Annotated in this window: 16 protein-coding genes; 9 read left to right on the top strand and 7 right to left on the bottom strand. The window is 72.8% G+C overall.

Annotated elements, in window-relative coordinates; all coding sequences use genetic code 11:
- Positions 1 to 118: 118 nt before the first annotated feature.
- Positions 119 to 454, top strand: coding sequence for a DUF6204 family protein (locus ACZ6MZ_RS10620; RefSeq protein ID WP_384181349.1), 336 nt, complete (start codon positions 119 to 121; stop codon positions 452 to 454).
- Here the strand turns inward: ACZ6MZ_RS10620 and ACZ6MZ_RS10615 are convergent.
- From ACZ6MZ_RS10615 to ACZ6MZ_RS10590, 6 genes are all read right to left on the bottom strand, one after another.
- A complete protein-coding gene (locus ACZ6MZ_RS10615; RefSeq protein ID WP_469351056.1) occupies positions 435 to 995 on the bottom strand; it encodes a GNAT family N-acetyltransferase in 561 nt (186 codons plus the stop codon). The two genes, ACZ6MZ_RS10620 and ACZ6MZ_RS10615, sit on opposite strands and share 20 nt — an antisense overlap.
- 213 nt (positions 996 to 1,208) lie before the next feature.
- Positions 1,209 to 2,141 (bottom strand): S66 peptidase family protein, encoded by a 933-nt coding sequence (locus tag ACZ6MZ_RS10610; RefSeq protein ID WP_389784885.1) that lies wholly within the window; start codon positions 2,139 to 2,141, stop codon positions 1,209 to 1,211.
- Positions 2,138 to 4,150, bottom strand: coding sequence for a prolyl oligopeptidase family serine peptidase (locus tag ACZ6MZ_RS10605; protein WP_469351139.1), 2,013 nt, complete (start codon positions 4,148 to 4,150; stop codon positions 2,138 to 2,140). Before ACZ6MZ_RS10605 ends, ACZ6MZ_RS10610 begins: the two co-directional genes overlap by 4 nt.
- A gap of 20 nt (positions 4,151 to 4,170) precedes the next feature.
- Positions 4,171 to 5,511, bottom strand: coding sequence for a M20/M25/M40 family metallo-hydrolase (locus ACZ6MZ_RS10600; protein WP_384181486.1), 1,341 nt, complete (start codon positions 5,509 to 5,511; stop codon positions 4,171 to 4,173).
- A 1-nt stretch (position 5,512) separates the two neighbouring features.
- Positions 5,513 to 6,346 (bottom strand): M55 family metallopeptidase, encoded by an 834-nt coding sequence (locus tag ACZ6MZ_RS10595; protein ID WP_389784883.1) that lies wholly within the window; start codon positions 6,344 to 6,346, stop codon positions 5,513 to 5,515.
- A gap of 103 nt (positions 6,347 to 6,449) precedes the next feature.
- Positions 6,450 to 8,336, bottom strand: a complete 1,887-nt coding sequence (locus tag ACZ6MZ_RS10590; RefSeq protein WP_469351054.1) for a LamG-like jellyroll fold domain-containing protein — start codon at positions 8,334 to 8,336, stop codon at positions 6,450 to 6,452.
- Between the two features lie 204 nt (positions 8,337 to 8,540).
- Here ACZ6MZ_RS10590 and ACZ6MZ_RS10585 point away from each other — a divergent pair, with 204 nt between their 5' ends.
- The 8 genes from ACZ6MZ_RS10585 (at position 8,541) to ACZ6MZ_RS10550 (ending at position 17,983) form a co-directional block, all read left to right on the top strand.
- Complete coding sequence (locus ACZ6MZ_RS10585) at positions 8,541 to 9,506, top strand: hypothetical protein (protein WP_469351051.1); 966 nt, start codon at positions 8,541 to 8,543, stop codon at positions 9,504 to 9,506.
- A gap of 133 nt (positions 9,507 to 9,639) precedes the next feature.
- The gene (locus tag ACZ6MZ_RS10580; RefSeq protein ID WP_469351049.1) at positions 9,640 to 10,695 is read left to right on the top strand and encodes an aminotransferase class I/II-fold pyridoxal phosphate-dependent enzyme; all 1,056 of its coding nucleotides are present in this window, start codon (positions 9,640 to 9,642) and stop codon (positions 10,693 to 10,695) included.
- Positions 10,692 to 11,801, top strand: a complete 1,110-nt coding sequence (locus ACZ6MZ_RS10575) for a polyprenyl synthetase family protein (protein ID WP_469351047.1) — start codon at positions 10,692 to 10,694, stop codon at positions 11,799 to 11,801. The genes ACZ6MZ_RS10580 and ACZ6MZ_RS10575 overlap by 4 nt, the downstream gene beginning before the upstream one ends.
- Positions 11,798 to 12,880 (top strand): UbiA family prenyltransferase, encoded by a 1,083-nt coding sequence (locus ACZ6MZ_RS10570; protein WP_469351045.1) that lies wholly within the window; start codon positions 11,798 to 11,800, stop codon positions 12,878 to 12,880. The genes ACZ6MZ_RS10575 and ACZ6MZ_RS10570 overlap by 4 nt, the downstream gene beginning before the upstream one ends.
- Positions 12,877 to 14,751, top strand: coding sequence for a prenyltransferase/squalene oxidase repeat-containing protein (locus ACZ6MZ_RS10565; protein ID WP_469351043.1), 1,875 nt, complete (start codon positions 12,877 to 12,879; stop codon positions 14,749 to 14,751). Before ACZ6MZ_RS10570 ends, ACZ6MZ_RS10565 begins: the two co-directional genes overlap by 4 nt.
- The gene (locus ACZ6MZ_RS10560) at positions 14,748 to 16,049 is read left to right on the top strand and encodes an FAD-dependent oxidoreductase (RefSeq protein WP_469351041.1); all 1,302 of its coding nucleotides are present in this window, start codon (positions 14,748 to 14,750) and stop codon (positions 16,047 to 16,049) included. Before ACZ6MZ_RS10565 ends, ACZ6MZ_RS10560 begins: the two co-directional genes overlap by 4 nt.
- A gap of 60 nt (positions 16,050 to 16,109) precedes the next feature.
- A complete protein-coding gene (locus ACZ6MZ_RS10555; protein WP_469351040.1) occupies positions 16,110 to 16,970 on the top strand; it encodes a TauD/TfdA dioxygenase family protein in 861 nt (286 codons plus the stop codon).
- A gap of 11 nt (positions 16,971 to 16,981) precedes the next feature.
- Complete coding sequence (locus ACZ6MZ_RS10550) at positions 16,982 to 17,983, top strand: sulfotransferase family protein (RefSeq protein ID WP_469351039.1); 1,002 nt, start codon at positions 16,982 to 16,984, stop codon at positions 17,981 to 17,983.
- Between the two features lie 86 nt (positions 17,984 to 18,069).
- On the opposite strand, the gene ACZ6MZ_RS10545 is transcribed toward ACZ6MZ_RS10550, so the two are convergent.
- Positions 18,070 to 18,798, bottom strand: a complete 729-nt coding sequence (locus ACZ6MZ_RS10545) for a class I SAM-dependent methyltransferase (RefSeq protein ID WP_469351037.1) — start codon at positions 18,796 to 18,798, stop codon at positions 18,070 to 18,072.
- Between the last annotated feature and the right edge of the window lie 82 nt (positions 18,799 to 18,880).

The following is an 18,880-nucleotide window of genomic DNA, read 5'->3' as shown; positions in this document are numbered from 1 at the left end:
TCACCACGATATTCCGCATGCGGACCATCCTCACCGCCGTACGCTCATCCTCAAAGCGGTACGGCGGACCTGCACGGCCGCCACGGACAGAAGACGCGGACAGAAGGCGGTAAGCGGGATGACCACGCAACACACGTACCGGGTGATCGTGCGCGGGACGTGGGACGGGCTGACGGACGAGGCCCGTACCCGGCTGCTCGCGGACGTGGACCAGCACGGTCTGGCGCAGATGCGGTTCACCCCGGAGGGCTCGCTCACCTACGACCCGGCGCTCCGGCACTTCAGCTACCGCTATGTCGTGGTCTCGGACGTGGCGGACGGCGAGGAGATGGCGGCCGTGCTGGCCGAGGACCGGGCGGAGACGGCGCTGAAGGGGCTCGGCTGCGGCTATCGCGGGCTGCGCTCCACGGTGACCGACATGGACACCATGAAGATCAACCGCAAGGGCCGCTGAGGGCCGGCATCTCCGCGGTGACCGCCCAGCGTTCGTGGTCGCGCCAGGCGCCGTCGATGTGCAGGAAGTCCGGCGAGAAGCCCTCCAGCCGGAAGCCCGCGCGCCGCACGAGCGCGATGGATCCGGTGTTCAGGGGCTGGATGTTGGCCTCCAGCCGGTGCAGACCGAGCGGGCCGAAGGCATGGCGCAGGACCAGCCCGAGCCCCTCCGTCATCAGACCGCGGCCGGCGGCGTGCGCGAAGGCGCCGTACCCGAGCGCGCCGCTCAGGAAGCCGCCCTGGACGATGTTGTTGATGTTGATGAAGCCGGCGATCCGGCCGTCGTCCCGGGCACAGACCAGGAAGCCCGCCTTGGCGGGGTCGTCGATGAGCCGGCTCGCGTACTGCGCGTACGCCTCGGCGTGCTCGGGCGGGAAGAGCCACGGGTGGTGCAGGGCCCTGCTCGCGCGGGCGGCGGCGGTGAACTCCCCGGCGTCCTCGTGGCGGCAGGGCCGGATGAGCGTGCGCGGGCCCTCGGCGAGCGGGGTGGGAACGGCGGGCATCGCGCCAGCTTACGACCTGGTGCACGATAGCCAGCGGGCTCCCGACGCCCTGCGACTCCGCCTCCGGCGTTGTCGTCAGTCGACGACGCTCCGCGTCGCCTCCCTCCTCCGCCTTGGATGCGAAGCCGCATGACGCCGCTCGCTGATCCACTGGCTATCGTGCACCAGGTCGTTAGGTCCTGTCCGGTCGGTCTTGGCCGGGCGGTCGTGGGGTCAGGTCAGCGCGGGCACGTCCAGGGTGAGGGTGGCGCTCTCCGCGTCCAGGACCGCGGGCACGCCCAGCGGTATGGTCAGCGCCGTCTCGCCGTGACCGAAGCCCAGCTCCTCGACGACCGGTACGCCCAGGCCGCCGAGCCGGTCGAGCAGCAGCTCGCGCACGTCCTCGTACGGGCCGCACTCCGCCCAGGAGCCGAGGCCGATCCCGGCGACGCCGTCCAGCCAGCCGGAGCGCAGCAGCTGGGTAAGGACGCGGTCGAGACGGTACGGCTCCTCTCCGACATCCTCGATCAGCAGCAGCCCGCCGGCGGCCGAGGGACGCGCGTGCGGCGTGGCGAGGTCGGCGGCGAGCAGGCTGACACAGCCGCCGAGCGTGACGCCCCTGGCCCGGCCGGGCACCAGCGCGCGGGCCGTGTCCAGGCCGAGCGTCCGTACCGACTCGGGCTCGAACAGCGTGGCCCGCAGCGACTCCTGGGTCCTGGCGTCCTTCAGGAAGGTCACCGCGGCGGTCATCGGGCCGTGCAGCGTGGCCAGGCCCATCCGTACGGCGAACGCCTCGTGCAGGGCGGTGATGTCGCTGTAGCCGACGAAGACCTTCGGTCCTGCGGCCCGCATCGCGGTCCAGTCCAGCAGATCGGCCATGCGCTGTGCTCCGTAGCCGCCGCGCGCGCAGAGCACGGCGGAGACGGACGGGTCGCACCACGCCTCCTGCAGATCGCGGGCGCGGTCCTCGTCCGTGCCCGCGAGATGGCCGAGCCGCGGATGAACGTCCAGGACGTGCGGGGCGACGACGGGGTCGAGGTCCCAGCCGCGCAGGATGTCGAGGCCCGTTTCGAGCCGGTCCGCGGGCAGCGGGCCGCTGGGCGCCACGACGGCGACCTTGGCCCCCGGCCGCAGTCGCGCGGGCCTGGTCAGCGGCGTGACGGTCACTTCTTGAGCTCCAGCCTCGGGATGTCGGTGCGGGTGATGCCGAACGTCTGCGCGTACAGGGACAGTTCGGCCTCCAGCGCGCGGACCATGGTGTCGGCCCTGCGGAAGCCGTGTCCCTCGCCCTCGAAGGCGATGTACGCGTGCGGAATGCAGCGTCCTTCCATCCGCTCCAGGAACCGCTCGCACTGGACGGGCGGACAGATCACATCGTCCAGCCCTTGCAGCAGGAGGAACGGCGCGGTGATCGCGTCGGCGTGCTGCGACGGCGAACGGTCGTGGTAGCGGTCGGGGACCTCGGCGAGCGGTCCGATGAGCGATTCCAGATACCGCGACTCGAAGTCGTGCGTCTCGTCGGTGGCCCAGCCCAGCAGATCGAGGATCGGATAGATGATGGTGCCGCAGGCGTAGACGCTGGTGGTGGTGAGGGAGGCCGCGGTGGTCCAGCCGCCCGCGCTGCCGCCGCGCACGGCGAGCCGGGCCGGATCGGCGGTGCCCTCCGCGGCCAGGGCCTCGGCGACTGCCGCGCAGTCCTCGACGTCCACGACACCCCACTGCTCGCGCAGCCGGTTGCGGTACTCCCGGCCGTAGCCGGTGGAGCCGCCGTAGTTGACCTCCGCGACGCCGATGCCCCGCGAGGTGAAGTAGACGATCTCCAGGTCGAGGACGAGCGGGGCATGGCCGGTGGGCCCGCCGTGGGCCCACACCACATAGGGCGGCAGTTCGCCGTCGGGCGCGCTGTGGCCGGGGCTGTGCGGCGGATAGATATGGGCGTGGATCTCGCGGTCGCCGGGTCCGGTGAAGGTACGGATCCGGGGCTGCGGGTAATACGCGGGGTCCACCGCGTCGTGGTGCGTGGAGCCGATCACCCGGGCCCGTCCCGTCGCGGTGTCCAGCTCGACGACCTCGTACCCGCTGTGCGGACCCGCCGCGACACCGATCACGCGGGTGCCCTGCACCGCGAGGGTGGCGGCCCATTCGGTCCAGGGCCCGGCGGCGTCCACCAGCTCACCGGTCGCCGGGTCGAGTATGCCGAGGGCGGTGGTGCCCTTGCCGTGGATGACGGCGATCAGCCCGTTCTCCAGGGGGTGGAACCACTGGAGTCCGATCTTCCAGAGCGGCCCGCCGAACTCCTCCCCCCGGCCGGGGCACAGCGTGGTGCTCGGGATGACGCCGGGTGCGAGCGCGTCCAGGTCCGGTCCGAGGCGCGCGCGCTGAAGTTCCCAGTAGTCGCCGGCGTCCGAGACGAAGAGCAGCGAGCCGTCGGGCGCCCAGTCGACCTGGGCGACCGATTCGTCGGTGTCCCCGACCACGGGCCTGACCCCGGTGAAGGGGCCCGTTCGCGTCACCTCGCCGAGCATGACCACCGTGCCGTCCCAGGGCATCTGCGGGTGGTCCCAGGCGATCCAGGCGGCGTGGCGCCCGTCCGGCGAGAGCCGGGGCCCGGTGACGAACCGGTGCCGGTCGTCGGAGAGTTCCCGTACGGCCGCGCGGTCCTCGGCGGCCGAGCCGTCCAGCGGGACGGCCGCGATCACGCGGCGTACGTCGGTGGGCCGCTCGCCGGTGAACTCTTCGAGCACGCACCAGACTTCGCCCCGGTCCTGATGGATCCGCGGATCGGCCCAGCGCAGTCCGCCGCCGGTCGCGGAGACCGGCGTGAGCGGGCGGGGCTCGCCGGCGCCGTCCGGCTCGTACACGTACAGCCGCTGGTCGGGGAAGTGGACGAAGACGACGAGCGGGCCGCCCTCGGTGCGTGCGGCGCCGGCCCAGGGCACGCCGCCGTACTCGATCACCCGGCTGCGGACATTCCACGGGGCCGGCAGCACCGACTCCTCGCGGCCGTCCGCCCGTCGGCGCACGAGCGCGCGCCGGCCCGCCTCGGCGGGACGCGGCTCGGTCCACCACACCTCGTCACCGACCGCCCCGGCGTACTCCGGGCGCCCGTCGTGCGAGGCGGCCAGCGCGGCGTCGATCGGTGACGGCCACGTTCCGTAGGCCCCCTTGGACGGCATGGACACCATGGACAACGCTCCTAAGCGGACTGCAGATAGTGGTCGAGGACGCGGACACCGAAGTGCAGCGCGTCGATGGGCACCCGCTCGTCGACGCCGTGGAAGAGCGCCTGGTAGTCGAAGCCGGGAGGCAGCTTGAGCGGCGAGAAGCCGTAGCCGGTGATACCGAGCCGGGAGAACTGCTTGGCGTCCGTGCCGCCCGACATGCAGTACGGGACGACGTGCCCGGCCGGGTCGAAGCGCTCGATGGCGGCGCGCAGCTTGGCGAACGTCGGCGAGTCGACCGGCGCCTGGAGCGCGATCTCGCGGTGGTGGAACTCCCACTCCACGTCCGGTCCTGTGAGCTGGTCCAGGGTGGTGCGGAACTCCTCCTCGCCGCCGGGCACCATCCGCCCGTCGACATACGCGGTGGCCTGGCCCGGAATCACATTGACCTTGTAGCCGGCCTCCAGCACGGTCGGATTGGCGCTGTTACGGATTGTCGGCTCGACCAGCGCGGCGGCCGGGCCGAGCTTGCCCAGCAGGCCGTCCGGGTCGAAGTCCTCGGCGTGGACATCGGCCGCGATGCCGTGCAGCGCGGCGAGTTCGGCGAGGGCGGCCCGTACGGTCGGGGTCAGCCGGACCGGCCACGGGTGGTCGCCGATCCTGGCGACGGCGGCGGCGAGCCGGCTGACCGCGTTGGCTCGGTTCACCTTGGAGCCGTGACCGGCCTTGCCGCGGGCGGTCAGCTTCAGCCAGGCCGTGCCGCGCTCCCCCGCGCCGATCGGATAGAGCGCCATTCCTGGGCCCGCGTGGAAGGTGAAGGCCCCGGACTCGCTGATGCCTTCCGTGCAGCCCTCGAACAGCTCGGGGTGCTGTTCGGAGAGGAAGCCGGAGCCGTCCTCGGCGCTGGCCTCCTCGTCCGCGGTGTAGGCGATCACGATGTCGCGGCGTGGCCGGATCCCGGCCCTGGCCCAGGCCCGGACGACGGAGAGCACCATCGCGTCCATGTTCTTCATGTCGATCGCGCCACGGCCCCACACCACGCCGTCCCTGACCTCCCCGGAGAAGGGGTGCACGGACCAGTCGGCGGCCTCTGCGGGCACCACATCGAGGTGGCCGTGGACGAGCAGCGCGTCGGCCGACGGGTCCGTGCCCTCGATCCTGGCGACCACATTGGTGCGCCCGGGGGTCCGCTCCAGGAGGGTGGGTTCGATCCCGGCGTCGGCGAGCCGCTGCGCGACATATTCGGCCGCGGGCCGCTCCCGGCAGTCGCCGCTCCCCCGGTTCGTGGTGTCGATACGGATGAGCTCGGAGGTGAAGGTGACCACCTCGTCCAGCGCCGCCGTATCGAGAGCGGCACTCGTGTCGATGGGCGTCATGTCAGCCATACTGCTCCTCCACTGCGGCGGAGACGATCGTGGTGACCGCCTTGAAGGTGCGAATGGCCTCATACATCGTCCCGCAGGTGTACGCGACACGCCGTTCGCCGCTGGGGGTCACGCCCGGCACGACCGTGGCGGCGGCGGAGAGATGGTCGGCGTCGAACTCCAGCTCCACCGTGAACGGGCCGCCGCTGACCGGTGCGTACCGGCGGGCGAGCGCCGTGGCCTCCTTGGCGGCGGCGCGGATGTCGGCGGCGGTACGGGCCGGGGTGCGGCACACCGCCGCGTACCGCGAGACATGGTCCTTCACCGCGACCTTGCGGGCCTCCGGCGCGTAGCCTTCCGCGTCCTCGCAGGTCAGGTCGTCGCCGGTGACCAGCACCACCGGGATGCCGTACTCCGCGACGACATGGGCGTTCAGCAGGCCCTCGCTCGCCCGTGCGCCGTTGAGCCACACCCCGGTGATGGAGTTGGCGAGGTAGGTGTGCGCGAGCACGCCTTCCGTGCCCGCGCCGGTGTGATAACCGACGAAGGCGATGCCGTCGACGTCGCCGTGCTGCACGCCCTCGACCATGGACAGCGGCTTGTGCCGGCCGGTGAGCATCTCGACGCGCTCGTCCAGCCGCTCCAGCAGCAGGTTGCGCATGCTCCAGTGCGCCTCGTTGATGAGCACCTCATCGGCGCCGCCGTCGAGGAAGCCGAGCGCGGCGGCATTCACGTCGGAGGTGAACAAGGCGCGGCAGCGTTCCCACTGGGGTGTGCCCGGCAGGACGTCCGCCGGCCAGGTCACACCCGTCGCGCCCTCCATGTCGGCGCTGATAAGGATCTTCATGGCTGGAAACCGTACGCGTCCCGGCAGGACCGGGCCAGCCCTGTGGAAAACTAACGGTGGTCTAGACCTCCAAAGCGGCCCCGTATGGCGTACGACCAGCGCTTTACGCGAACGGCGCCAGGAAGTCCTTGGGCGCGAGCGCGCGGCTCACGATGCGGGTGTCACCGATCCAGCCGTAGAAGCCCTGGCCGAACTCCTCGTTGAACTGGGTGGCCCCGATGACGAACGGCTTGCCCAGGGTGGCGATGCCGGTCGACTTCTGGGACGGGTTGCGGGCGATCTTCGATCCGTCGACATACATGACCGTACGGCGGCCGTCGTTGACCAGCGCGATGTGCATCCAGCGGCCGACCGGGACGGCGTGGCTCCACGAGGTGGGGTCGGCGTCCTGCCGGTGCGGGTAGACGACGAACTGGAGGAATCTCTCGGGGGAGAGATTGAGGCTGCACGTGGGCTCGTCGGGCGACCAGCCGGTGGTCTTGCCTGCGTCGCCGTTGCGCCCCTCCCAGCTGAGGATCCCCATCCAGTCGTGATTGCCGTCGAAGGGATCCGGCAGCTTGACGAAGGTCTCGATGGTGTAACCCGAGGTGAAGGTCGCGCTGTTGAGCGGGGCGCCCGCGGCGGTGGTGAGGACCGCGCCGCGGTCCGGTTCCTTGCCGCCGTCGAAGCGCAGGCTCGCGTGGGCCGGCTGGCCGAGGTGGTGCTCGGCGGACCAGGTCAGCGCGTCGGCGCCGCTCGCGTGCAGCCGGCGCACCATCAGGTCGTTGCCGTTGCCGGTCAGGTCACGGGCGACCTTCCCGTCCGTCACCGGCTGGCCCGCCCGGCCGGCGTCGCGCAGCCCCGAGGAGTCGAAGCGCCAGTACGCGACGGTGCCACGCGGCATCACGGCGGCGGCCGGACGCGGGGCGGGCGGCCTGGCCGGGGCGAAGCCCGCGAACCGTTCGGTGAAGTCGATGTTCATGCTGAACCGGTCGACCGGACCGGTCAGTTCGATGGTCTCGGCCTCCAGCGGGGTCCGCTTGCGCGGATCACGGGCGAGGAACCACGGGGAGAACGTCTCGACGTCGACGACACCGCGGACGAGGTCGAAGCCGTACATCCGGATCATCCCGGCGCCGCCGTAGTAGCGGTCCTGATAGTTGGTGATCTGGACATGGACGTCGTGGCCCGCGTCGTTGGTGAGGACCGTGCGGCCCGGCGGCCAGTAGTGACCGCCCAGGGCGAGGAAGATCTGGTCGTTGCCGCGGACCAGGCCGTCCCACAGCCGCTTGCCGTTGTCCGACAGCTGCGCCGTGCCGGCGTCGTCCGACCACGCGATGTCATGGGTGGTCAGGATGGCCGGCAGCGAGGAATGCCGGTCGAGCACGCCCTGCGCCCAGCGCAGTCCCTTGTCCGACACCCGCCAGTCCAGGGCGAGGACCAGCCACTCGCGTCCCGCCGCGCGCAGCACGTGATAGCTGTTGTAGCCGTCGGGGGAGGCGCCGCCGAAGGTCGGCATGGAGGAGAAGCGCTTCGGGCCGAAGGCCCTGAGGTAGGCGCTGTCGCCGCGCTGGTCGTCCGTCGAGGAGGCGATGTCGTGATTGCCCGCGAGGACGCTGTAGGGCACCTTGCCGTGCAGGGTACGGAAGGTGTCGGCGGCGAGCTCGATCTCTTCCCCGGTGCCGTGCTCCGTGACATCACCGAGGTGCGTCATGAACGCGATGTTGGACTCGCCGCGTTCCGAGACGAGATAGCGGAATGTCTCGCGCAGCGGCGCCGGGTCGGAGCTGTCGGCGTCGAAAAGATACTGGGTGTCCGGAAGGACGGCCACGGCGAACCGGGGGCTCTCGGTGTCGAACCGGCCTCCGCCGGCTGCCGCGCCGCTCTCCGACGCCGCCCGGGCCGGTGAGGTGTCGAGCACGGTCGCCGCGGTGCCCGCGGCCGGCACGACAAGGGCTGCCTGGAGCAAGGCCCTTCTGTGGAAGTCCTTCTGATTGCCTGCCGTACCCATCTTCGCACTCCATGCACTGGACGCTGGTGTCAGTTGCACTGTGCTGATCGTCCATGGCTGTCCGGTGGCAGACAGCTGAACGGCCAACCGCTGTCCGCCGTACGAATGGGCTGGTCAGGCAGCGGGCGAGGCATCCGGCACGACCGCCCGGCGGCCCGCACTCTTGAGGACGGACGGGGCGTGGGAACAGAAACGAGGTGCCGCATGGGACGACCACTCGGCCGGCGGGCGCTGCTGCTCACTGCCGGCGGACTGCTGGCGGGAGCCGCCGGCTGCTCCGGAACCTCACCGACACGCGCCGGCCCGTCGGGCGCGGCGTCTGCGCTGTCCGCGTCCGGATCCCCGCCCTCGCCCCTGCCGACGACCACGGCGTGGCGGCCCGACCGCGGTGATGTGGACCCCGCCGTGAAGCTGCGCGCCGTACAGGTGGTGGAGGCGATCGGTGCCTGGGCCGCCGGGCAGGGCGGTGCGGCGGCGGCGAAGCGGCGGGTGGCCGCGCTGGGGGCGGCGCCGTCGCTGGTGGATCAGGCGGGGGCGCTGCTCCCCCGTGCCGCCGAGGCCACGCTCCAGGTGGTCGACGCGCAGTACGGCGGGATCCTGGCGGACAGGGCCAGCGTGCTGGTGGTGTGCCGCCAGTGGATCCCGGGGCACGCGGGCGGCACGACCGTCGACGTACGGCTGAGCCGGGCGCGGCCGCACTGGGAGGTCACCGCGCTCCACCCGGCGCGACCCGGCGCCGCCGCGGCGTCGCTGCCCACCACCGCGCGGCAGGTGCTGGCCGACCCGCGGATCACGTTTCCACCCGCCGCGCGGGCCGACTTCCGCAGCGGGAAGGTCCACCCGAGCGTGGGTCGGGCCCTGCTGCGGCTGGCCGGTTCCTACCGGATGTACGTCAGTGTGGTGCGCTCCGGGCATCCGCTGGATGTGTTCGGCACCGACCGGCCCAGTGACCATCCGCTCGGCCGGGCCTTCGACGTCTGGCAGATCGACGGGCACGCGGTGGTCGACCCGGCCACGCCGCGCCGGCTGGTCGAGTCCTTCATGCGGGACGCGGCGGCGGCCGGCTCGTACAACGTCGGCGGACCGGTCCAGCTCGCCGGGGGCGCGGCCGGTCAGTTCTTCACCGACAACACCCATCACGACCACGTGCACGCCGGGTTCACGGCCTGAGGACTGTCCTTAGGGAATTCACCAGATCCGGCGCCCTAGGCTTTTCGGGCGGAAAGAAATCACGGAAAAGACACCACAGTCGTTGGTTGCGCCTGCCCGAATTCCCTCCGGTGACGTCTGGATTGGATGCGAAATGCCCGCACAGGACGACTGGAACAGGATGCGGCCGGTCCTCGGCCCCGGCTCGATCGTGCATCAGATGTCATTGAACGAGACCTGCTATCCACCGTTGCCGGGCGTTCTGCGCGCCGTGCAGGAGACCGCCGCGCAATCCCACCGCACGCTGGACGCGCTGGGTTTCGGGCTGGCCGGTGCGATCGGCGGGCATCTGGGGGTGCCGGCGGCCGATGTCCTCGTCGGGGCCGGCTCGGGGGCTCTGCTTCAGCAATTGTTCAGCAGCCTGACGGGGCCCGACAGCCACACACTCCACGCCTGGCCCTCCTGGGAGGCGTACCCGATGATGGCGGCCAACGCCGGCTCCAGCGTCGTGCGCATACCCCTGACCGAGGACCGGCACGATCTGGACGCGATGGCCGCGGCCGCCACCGCGGACACCCGCATGGTCGTGTTGTGCAACCCGAACAACCCCACCGGGACGGCGGTGGACCATCAGGCGGTGGAACGGTTCCTGGACCGGCTGCCCGCCCATGTGACGGTGGTCGTCGACGAGGCATACCGGGACTTCGCGGCCGCCGATGCCGTCGCCGACGGCATCGCGCTGTACCGGGCGGACGAACGGGTCTGCGTGGTCCGCACCTTCTCCAAGTCCTACGGGCTGCTGAGCCTGCGGGTGGGTTATCTCGTCGGACATCCGCGGGTGCTCGCTCCGCTGCGCGCCCTGCAGCCGTTCCACCGCGTCAGCAACACCGGCCAGGCGGCCGCGGTCGCCGCGCTCGCCGAGGACGCCGAGATCCGCCGCCGCTGCGCGGAGACCGCCGGGGAACGCGACCGGCTGCACGGGATCCTGAGCGAGCAGGGCTGGCACGTGGCACCCAGTGAGGCCAACTTCCTCTGGCTTCCGCTGGAGGAGAGCGTCGAGGACTTCACCCAGTTCTGCGCCGACCACGGCGTCGTCGTCTGCGGCAAGCCGGGCCAGGGCGTCCGGGTGACCATCGCCGAACGTGCCGCCAACGACGCCTTCGCCGAACTGGCCGCCGCCTTCCGCGCCATGTCGGGCAGTGCGGCGTGACGCCCTCCCGCGTGCGGGCTCCGGCCGCACCCGCCGCCGCCTCCGCCGTTTCCGCCGCCTCCGCCGCCTCCGCCGCGCCGGCCCCCGCCGCTTCCGTCCCGGCCGCGCCGCCGGCACCGCTCCCGCAGGCGCTGCTGGATCCGACGCTGCGTCTGCTGCGCGGCGAGATGGAGCGCCGCCGCCCGGCCGGCGGCGCCGGTGTGCGCGCCATGAGCCGCGAGGCGCTGCTGCCGCCGGGCAAAATGCTGCGTCCCCTGCTGTTCGTCGAGTCCGCGGCGGCGGTCGGCATGCGGCGCGAGGACGCCGTGGCGGCCGCGCTCGGTGTGGAGTACCTGCATGTCGGCTCCCTCGTCCATGACGACGTGATCGACGGGGACACGCTGCGGCGCGGCCGGCCCACCGTCGCCGCGCGATTCGGCGCCGACAACGCCATCGTGGCCGGGGACGCCCTGATCATGGGCACCTTCCAGGCCGTCGCCGACTGCGCCGACAGCGGCATACCGGAGCACCGGCTGCTCGCCGTCGTACAGGCACTGGCCCGGGCCGGCACCGACCTGTGCCGGGGGCAGGTCATGGAGGAGGAGCTGCGCGCCGATCACGGCTGTGGCCTCGACCGGTACCTGGCGATGATCGCGCTCAAGACGGGCGCCCTGTTCCGCGGAGCGTGTCTGGGCGGGGTGCTGCTGGCCGGCGGCTCGGCCGCGGAGCAGGACGCCGTGACCCGGTTCGCCGGCCATCTCGGGCTGGCCTTCCAGATGTCGGACGACCTGCTGCCGCACGTGAGTGACACGGCCGCCAGCGGCAAGCCGCAGCTGAGCGACATCGCCAACAACCGGCCGACGTTCGCCCTGCTGCTGTGCCGGCAGGCCGCGGGCCCCGGCGACCGGCAACGGCTGGCCGAGGCGCTGAGCGGCGGGCGGCCGGCCGCGGAGGCGCTGGAGACGGTACGCCACCTGCTGGTGGTGACCGGTGCGCTGGAACGGGCCAAGCAGGAGGCCCGCACCCAGGTCGCACTGGCGAAGACCGCTCTGCGGGGGCTGCCCGAGGGCCGTGGCAGGGACGTACTGGCCGCCGTCGCCGACCTGTCCGTGGACCGGGAGCGGTGACCGTGGCGCGGGGCGGCGCTCTCCGCGCGCATCTGGAGACCTGGCGGCCGTACACGCTGGCCTACCCGGGAGTCGTCGGGCTGGCCGGCGCCGCTGCCGGTGGCGGTACGGCGACGGCCGGGGCGCTGCTGGCGGCCTGGGCGGCCCCGACCCTGGGCTGGCTCGGCGGTCACTACCTCGGCGACTACTTCGACCGCGACCTGGACGCGATCGGCAAGCCTCAGCGTCCCATTCCCTCGGGGCGGCTGAGTCCGGGCACGGCGCGGGCCTGCGGGATCGGCGCCGTCCTGGCCGCCGCCGTCGTCACCGTACTGGTCAACTGGCCGGTGGTGATCGCCGTCTTCGTCGCGCTGGCGGGCGTGATCGCCTACAGCCTGGTGCTGAAGGGGCGGGGGATCCTCGGCAACGCCGTCCGTGGCGTTCTGACGGCAGTCGCCGTGCTGTTCGGGGCGGCGGTGACCGTGGGGGTGGGTGATCCGCCGTCCTGGCGTGCCCTGCCCGTCGCGATCGTGTTCCTGCTGCACGACACCGCGTCCAATCTCGTCGGCACGCTGCGGGATGTGCGGGGCGACTGCGCGGGCGGCTACCGCACCCTGCCGGTGCGCCGCGGGCTGCCGTTCGCCATCCGTACGGCATCGGCGCTCCACCTCAGCGCGCTCCTGGTCGCGGCGGCCGGTGCGGCGTTCACCGACCGTCCCGCCGCGTATCTGGTCCTGCTGCTGATCACGGCCTCGGCGGGGACAGCGGCGTTCGTGCCGCTGCTGCGCTCCGGCGCCGCGCCGACCGCCCGGCTGGCCCTGCGCTCCCATGAAGTGCTGGTGGGCGAGCGGCTGGTGCTGGCCGGTGCGGTGCTGGCGGGCGGCTGGGGCCCGGTGGCGGGGCTCGCCGTGCTGCTGCCGCTGCTGGCCATCAGCCTGGTGACCCAGCGCCGGATGCGCGCACGGCACGAGTTCCCGCCGGAAGCGCCCGGTGCGCTGTCCCGTCGTCAAGGCGCCGTCGACCCGGCGCGGGGTAGCGCCCTGCCGCGCCCGAGGCCCGGTCCGCACCGCACGGGACGAGAAGAGGAGGTCGCGCCATGACGCGTTCAGCTCTGACCGTACGACTGGAGGAGGCCGTCACCTCCGGCGCCGAGGCGCTGTTCGGCCGGCAGCGCGCCGACGGCGTCTTCGCGCCAGGGGGTGACCGCTTCTCCCCCGCGAACACCGGTGCCGCGCTGATCGCGCTCCACTGCGTACGGATGGCCGCCGCCGCGGGGCCCGGCGGCGCCGGCCGGAGCGTCGCCGAGCGGAGCGCCGAGGGACAGCGCGTGGACGAACAGGGCCTGTACGACGAGAGCCTGCGTACGCGGGCCGTCACCCGGCTGTGTGAGACCCAGCGCCCGGACGGCGGGTGGGCCATGGCAGGCGTGGCCACCGAAACGCTCGCCACGGCCGTCGCCGTCGCCGCTCTCCAGCTCACCGCTCCGGACACCGCGCGATCCGCCATCACCGCGGGGCTGGCCTGTCTGGAGCGGCTCGGCGGCGCCGAAGCGCTGCCCGAGCCGACGATGACCGGTCTCGTACGACAGTTCGAGGCCCTCGCCGGACAGCGCGACGAGACCTCGCTCCCCCGGCTCCCCCTGGAGCTGCTCCTCCTGGCCGGGCCCGCGCGCCGGCTGCTCAGCCTGCGCCTGCCCATCTTCGCGGCCATGGCCCTGGGACAGGCGGCGCACCGCCACCAGGGTCCGCTGCGCGCCCGGCTGAACCGGCTGGCGCGGCCCCGCGCGCTCGCCGTGATCCGCCAGGCGTACGAACGTGAGGGCGGCACCGGCGCGTTCAGCACCGACCCGTGGCTCACCAGCCTCATCACGACAGGCGTCAGCCGCTCCGGTCTGGCCCCCGACATCGCCCGCGCCGCCGCCCACTGGCTGGCGACCGCGGAACGGCCCGGCGGCGCCTGGGACCTGATGCCGCTCGACATCACCTGGTCCAGCTTCGCGACCGCCGCCCTGCTGGAGGCCGGGTATGCGAAGGACCCCCGGCTGGAGCCGACGCGCGCCATGTTCCACGAGCGCCAGCAGGACGTGCCGTTCCCCGCGCTGGGCTGCCCGGCCGGCTACTGGGGTTTCTCTGACCGCCGCAGCTGGCCGATGGCGCTGGAGACTGCCGAGGTCAGCTCGGCCCTCGGCAGACTGCCCGGTGGCGCGGACGACGACCACGCCCGGCGGGGCATCGCCTGGCTGACGGCGCTGCAGGACCGGGCGGGCTCCTGGAGCCTGGCCGTACGCGACAGCCGGCCCGGCGGGTTCGGCCCCTGCCCGCAGATGACCGCGAAGGCGGTCATCGCCCTGCTCGACTCCGGTGCGGGCACCGACGACCGCCGGGTGCTGCGCGCGCTGCGCTGGCTGGGCCGCCGGCAGCAGGACGCCGGATGGTTCACCTCCCTGTGGTACCGCGGCCGTACGCCCGGCACGGCCCTGGTGCTGGAGGCGCTGTGCCTGGCGGGCCACGGCGGCGGGGAGCCGGCCCGGCGGGCCCGTGACTGGCTGCTGCGCTCCCAGCACGAGGACGGCTCATGGAGCACCGGCGGCGCCGACCCGGGGACCGTGGCCCCGCCGGAGGAGCCGGTATCCGAAGCTCCGGGCAGCGTCGAGGAGACCGCCTGGGCCCTGCACGCACTGCTGGCGGCGGGTGATGACCCGTACTCCGCACCGGTCGTCGCGGCGGCCGGGTGGCTGCTCGACGCCCAGGATGCCGAGGGCGGCTGGACCGGCTCCGCGGTCAACGAGTACGTGCGGTACTGCTCGCGCTACGCGGACGACATGATCGCCACCGGCCTCGCGCTCAAAGCCCTGGCCCGTCTGCGCTCAGACACCGCCACCGCCACCCACAACGCCATCGCCATCGCCTCCGCCACCGGCACTGGCGCCCCCACCGGCACCGGCACCGCGAGGAGGGAAGAGGCCGCATGAGTGACAGCACCCACTACGACGCCCTGGTGTGCGGGGCCGGTGTCGGCGGCCTCGCCTCGGCTCGCGCGCTGGGAGAGCTCGGGCTGCGGGTACTGCTCGTCGACCGGCAGCGCGCTCCGCTGGACGTCGCCAAGGGCGAGGTGCTCCAGCCGGGCGCGCTGCGGGTGCTGCGCCGCTGGGGCACCGAGCGGCTGCTGCGCGAGCGCTCCGCGGTCGGCCTGGACCGGCTGGTGGTCCGTACGGCGCGGGGCGATGCCCTGATGGCCCTGGACTACCGTCAGCTTCCCGACGGGGACCGGCAGTTGCTGGCCCACGACCATCTCGCCATCCTGACCTCGCTCGCCGACGGCCTGGGCCCCGAGGTGGAGATCCGCCGCGGCGTGCTGGTCCAGGAGCCGCTGCGCGACGACACCGGACGCGTCACCGGCCTGCGGCTGACCCAGGAGGGCGTGAGCCACGACGTGCGCGCCCCGCTCGTCGTCGCCGCCGACGGCATCTCGTCCCGGCTGCGCCGCGCCGTGGGGATCGGGGGCCGGCGGGTGGACTACCCGCACCGGCTGGTCTCCCTGGACATCGCCGGCCCGGCGTGGCGCCCGGAGGACTTCGCCGCCTATCTCACCGACCGGGGCCTCCGGCTGGCCTACCCGCTGCCCGGCGGCCGGGTGCGGCTGTATCTGCAGACCCGTTCCGACGAACTGCGCGGCCTGGACCGCGGCCGGCTGGAGGAGTGGGCCGCACAGGCGGTGGGAGAAGTGCCCGCGCTGCACGGGCTGGTACCGGCCCTGGCCGCCGCCGCGGGCAGCCGGCAGATCTTCTCCGTCACCCGGTTCCTCTCGGACCGCCTGGCCGCGCCCGGCCTCGCCCTCGTCGGCGAGGCCGCGTACGCCGTCCATCCGATGGCCGCGCAGGGCATGAACACCGCCATCACCAGCGCCGCCGCCCTGGCCGAGCAGATCGGCCGCCGCCTCGGTGACCGGCCGGCGGCAGGCGGTCCGTCCCGCCTCGACACCGCCACGGTCGACGCCGCGCTGCACGCCTACCAGGCCGAGCGGCTGCCCTTCCTCGTCCAGGCGGCGCAGACCAGTGGCAACGCCGCGCGGATGGTCACCGACCTGTCCTGGCCGGGACGGGTCGTCGGACGCAGAGCGGTGCGCTGCACCGGGGCCAACCCCCGGCTCCTGCACACCGTCACGTACAACATGGCCGGCCTCGGCCCCCGCCCGCTGACTCCGCTCGACAGGCTGCAGCAGATCGGGCTGCTGCCCGACCCCCGCGCCCACCTGGTCCCGGCCGGTTGATCCCGCCCGGTTACTGGCCACACCCCACCGCGCCCACCGCCAACCAAAGGACGATCCTCCATGGCGAATGAGGAATTGGTCGTACGCCCGGTCTCCGGCGCCCTCGGTGCCGAGGTGCACGGCATCGACCTGAGCCGGCTCGACGACAAGCAGTTCGCGCGGATTCATGAGCTGATGCTGCGCCACCTCGTGCTGTTCTTCCCGGGGCAGGCCGGCCTGACCCCGGAAGCCCATGTGGCGCTCGGCCGCCGCTTCGGCGAGGTCGAGGTGCACCCGTTCCTGCCGAAGCTGGAGGGACACCCAGAGATCACGCTCATCGAGTCCGACAAGGGCGGCAAGGCGGACGAGTGGCACATCGACGTCACCTTCAGCCCGAACCCCCCGGTCGCCTCGATCCTGCATCTCATCACCTGTCCCGAGGCCGGTGGGGACACGATGTGGAGCAACCAGTACCTCGCCTACGAGACGCTGTCCGCTCCGTTCCAGGAGATGCTGAACGGGCTGACCGCCGTCCACGTACTGAAGGCGCCTCAGGTCGGTGAGCTCTCCGCGGAGCACCCCGTGGTGCGGGTCCATCCCGAGACGGGCCGTCGCTCGCTGTACGTCACCCGGATGTGGACCTCGCACATCCCGCAGCTGAGCCGGCACGAGAGCGACATCGTGCTGCAGCACCTCTTCGACCACTCCGAGTCGCCGCGCTTCGCCTGCCGCCACCGCTGGGATCCGCACACGGTCGCCCTCTGGGACAACCGCGCCACCCAGCACCTGGCCATCAACGACTACGAGGAGTACCGGATGGGCCAGCGCGTGACGGTCCTGGGCGACCACCCCACCGGCGACACCCCGCGCCGGCCGGACTACGAACGCGCGGGCGACGAACGGTACTACCCGCGCAGGGTCAACGCGCGCTTCGGCTACTGAGGGGCCCGGCCATGTCCCGACGACCGCTGACCTTCATAGTCGGCACTGGACGCTGCGGCTCGACGGCACTCTCCGACGTGCTGCGCCTGCACCCCGGTGTCCTCAGCCTCAGCGAGCTGATCACCACACTGGAGCCCGGCGCGCTGCCCGACCGGCCGATCGACGGCGAGCGGTTCTGGTCACTCCTGGCCTCTGCCCGGCCGTTCGCCGACCGGATGATCCGCGAGGGCACCCCCCTGCCCGAACACCTCTACCCGCGCACCGCCGGCCGCTTCTCCGCGGACAGCGGCATCCCCGCCGTCTGTCTCACCACGCTGCCCCACCTCACCTCCACCCCCGACGAGCTGTTCGACGCGCTGCGCCCCGTGCTGGCCGGCCGGCCGGACGCACCCGTCGCGGATCACTACCGGGCCCTGTTCGACACCCTCGCCGAGCGCTTCGGCCGCCGGGCGGTGGTGGAGCGGTCCGGCTTCTCCCTGGGGCTGGTGCCCCAGCTGCGGGCTCACTTCCCGGACGCCAAGTTCGTACACCTGTACCGGGACGGCCCGGACTGCGCGCTGTCGATGAGCCGTCATCCCGGGTTCCAGCTCGTCCAGCTGATGACCGAGGCCGCCCGGGGCCGCGGCGGGGAGGTCCCGCTCGACCTGGAACGCCTGCTCGCTGACGACTCGTACGACCTGGCCTCCGCGCTGCGACGGCCGGTTCCGGTGGAGCGGTACGGGGCACTGTGGTCCGGGATGATCACCAGCGGGCTGGCCGCCCTCGACGAGGTCCCCGCCGCATCGCGTATGTCGCTGGCCTTCGAGGACCTGCTCGACACACCCGAGCGTGCACTCACCCGGCTGGCGGGACACCTCGGTGTGGACGCCGACCCGGTCTGGATCGCGGCGGCCGGGACGATCCTGGACGCCGGGCGGCGAGGCGCCTCCGCCCAGCTCTCCGACAGCGAACTGGCCACCCTGCGGGCCAGCTGCGCACCCGCCTCCCGCGCGCTGGCCCGCAGCGCCGCGTGAGACGGGCCGGCCCTGTCCCGTTCTCTCAGGCGTGTCCCGTTCCCCGGGCCGCTGGTGTCCTGCTCTCTCAGGCCCTGCCCGTTCCCTCAGCCCCTGTCCGTCCTGGCGAGCACGAACCACCTGGCGGGCAGGTCGATACGGGTGCCGTCCGGCAGTCGCTCCGTCTGGGCGAGCGCGGTGTCCCCGCTCGCGAGGACCGTCAGGCCCGCCGCGCGCAGCAGCTCGGGTACCTCCTCCTCGGCGGCGCCGGCTGGCTTGAGCCCGTGGTCGAAGACCCGCCGGAGCTTCTCGGGTGGCCCGCCGGGGCCCTCCGCGGCCTTCTGCAACACGGCCTTCGACGCGGGGGTGAGCTCCACGACGAAAGCCCGGCCGCGCCCACCGAGCAGCTCCGCGACGGCCTCCGCGACGGCGGGCCTGTCCTGCGGCTCGCTCTGGTGGATCACCGCCCGCATATAGACATTGGTGTCCCCGAGCCGCTCGCGCAGGGCGCGCACCGCGTCGTGGTCGACCAGATCGAGCTGCTCGAACTCCGCCACTTTCGCGGTGTCGGCGCGGCGCGCGAGCTCGATCGCCGCGTGCGAGAGATCCACGCCCACCGCGCGGGCGAAGCGCGTGGCCAGATAGCGCGTCTGGGTGCCGTTGCCACAGCCCAGGTCGACCACCGGCAGCGAGACGTCGGCGTACGGCAGCAGCAGCTCGCTGTGCGGCACGGAGGCGAGTGCGGGGTCGGAGTCCCAGATCGCCTCGCCCGGCGCGTCGGAGGTCTCGCGCCAGAAGCCCTCCCATGCTTTCCGGTAACGCTGCGACGCGTCCATATGACCTCCTCGAAGTACGTCCTGCCGAAGGCAAGTTGCCGTGGACCGGACAGGACCCGGCGCCGCCACCCGTCGGGGGCAC

The sequence above is a fragment of the Streptomyces sp. NPDC042201 genome (assembly GCF_055582185.1).
The sequence above is the reverse complement of the archived record's forward strand: the minus strand, read 5'-3'. Positions and strand labels throughout refer to the sequence as shown.

Coding starts and splice junctions, on each gene's coding strand:
- ACZ6MZ_RS10620 (WP_384181349.1), top strand. CDS start 119: ATGACCACGCAACACACGTACCGGGTGATCGTGCGCGGGACGTGGGAC.
- ACZ6MZ_RS10615 (WP_469351056.1), bottom strand. CDS start 995: ATGCCCGCCGTTCCCACCCCGCTCGCCGAGGGCCCGCGCACGCTCATC.
- ACZ6MZ_RS10605 (WP_469351139.1), bottom strand. CDS start 4,150: ATGCCGTCCAAGGGGGCCTACGGAACGTGGCCGTCACCGATCGACGCC.
- ACZ6MZ_RS10600 (WP_384181486.1), bottom strand. CDS start 5,511: ATGACGCCCATCGACACGAGTGCCGCTCTCGATACGGCGGCGCTGGAC.
- ACZ6MZ_RS10595 (WP_389784883.1), bottom strand. CDS start 6,346: ATGAAGATCCTTATCAGCGCCGACATGGAGGGCGCGACGGGTGTGACC.
- ACZ6MZ_RS10590 (WP_469351054.1), bottom strand. CDS start 8,336: ATGGGTACGGCAGGCAATCAGAAGGACTTCCACAGAAGGGCCTTGCTC.
- ACZ6MZ_RS10585 (WP_469351051.1), top strand. CDS start 8,541: ATGGGACGACCACTCGGCCGGCGGGCGCTGCTGCTCACTGCCGGCGGA.
- ACZ6MZ_RS10580 (WP_469351049.1), top strand. CDS start 9,640: ATGCCCGCACAGGACGACTGGAACAGGATGCGGCCGGTCCTCGGCCCC.
- ACZ6MZ_RS10565 (WP_469351043.1), top strand. CDS start 12,877: ATGACGCGTTCAGCTCTGACCGTACGACTGGAGGAGGCCGTCACCTCC.
- ACZ6MZ_RS10560 (WP_469351041.1), top strand. CDS start 14,748: ATGAGTGACAGCACCCACTACGACGCCCTGGTGTGCGGGGCCGGTGTC.
- ACZ6MZ_RS10555 (WP_469351040.1), top strand. CDS start 16,110: ATGGCGAATGAGGAATTGGTCGTACGCCCGGTCTCCGGCGCCCTCGGT.
- ACZ6MZ_RS10550 (WP_469351039.1), top strand. CDS start 16,982: ATGTCCCGACGACCGCTGACCTTCATAGTCGGCACTGGACGCTGCGGC.
- ACZ6MZ_RS10545 (WP_469351037.1), bottom strand. CDS start 18,798: ATGGACGCGTCGCAGCGTTACCGGAAAGCATGGGAGGGCTTCTGGCGC.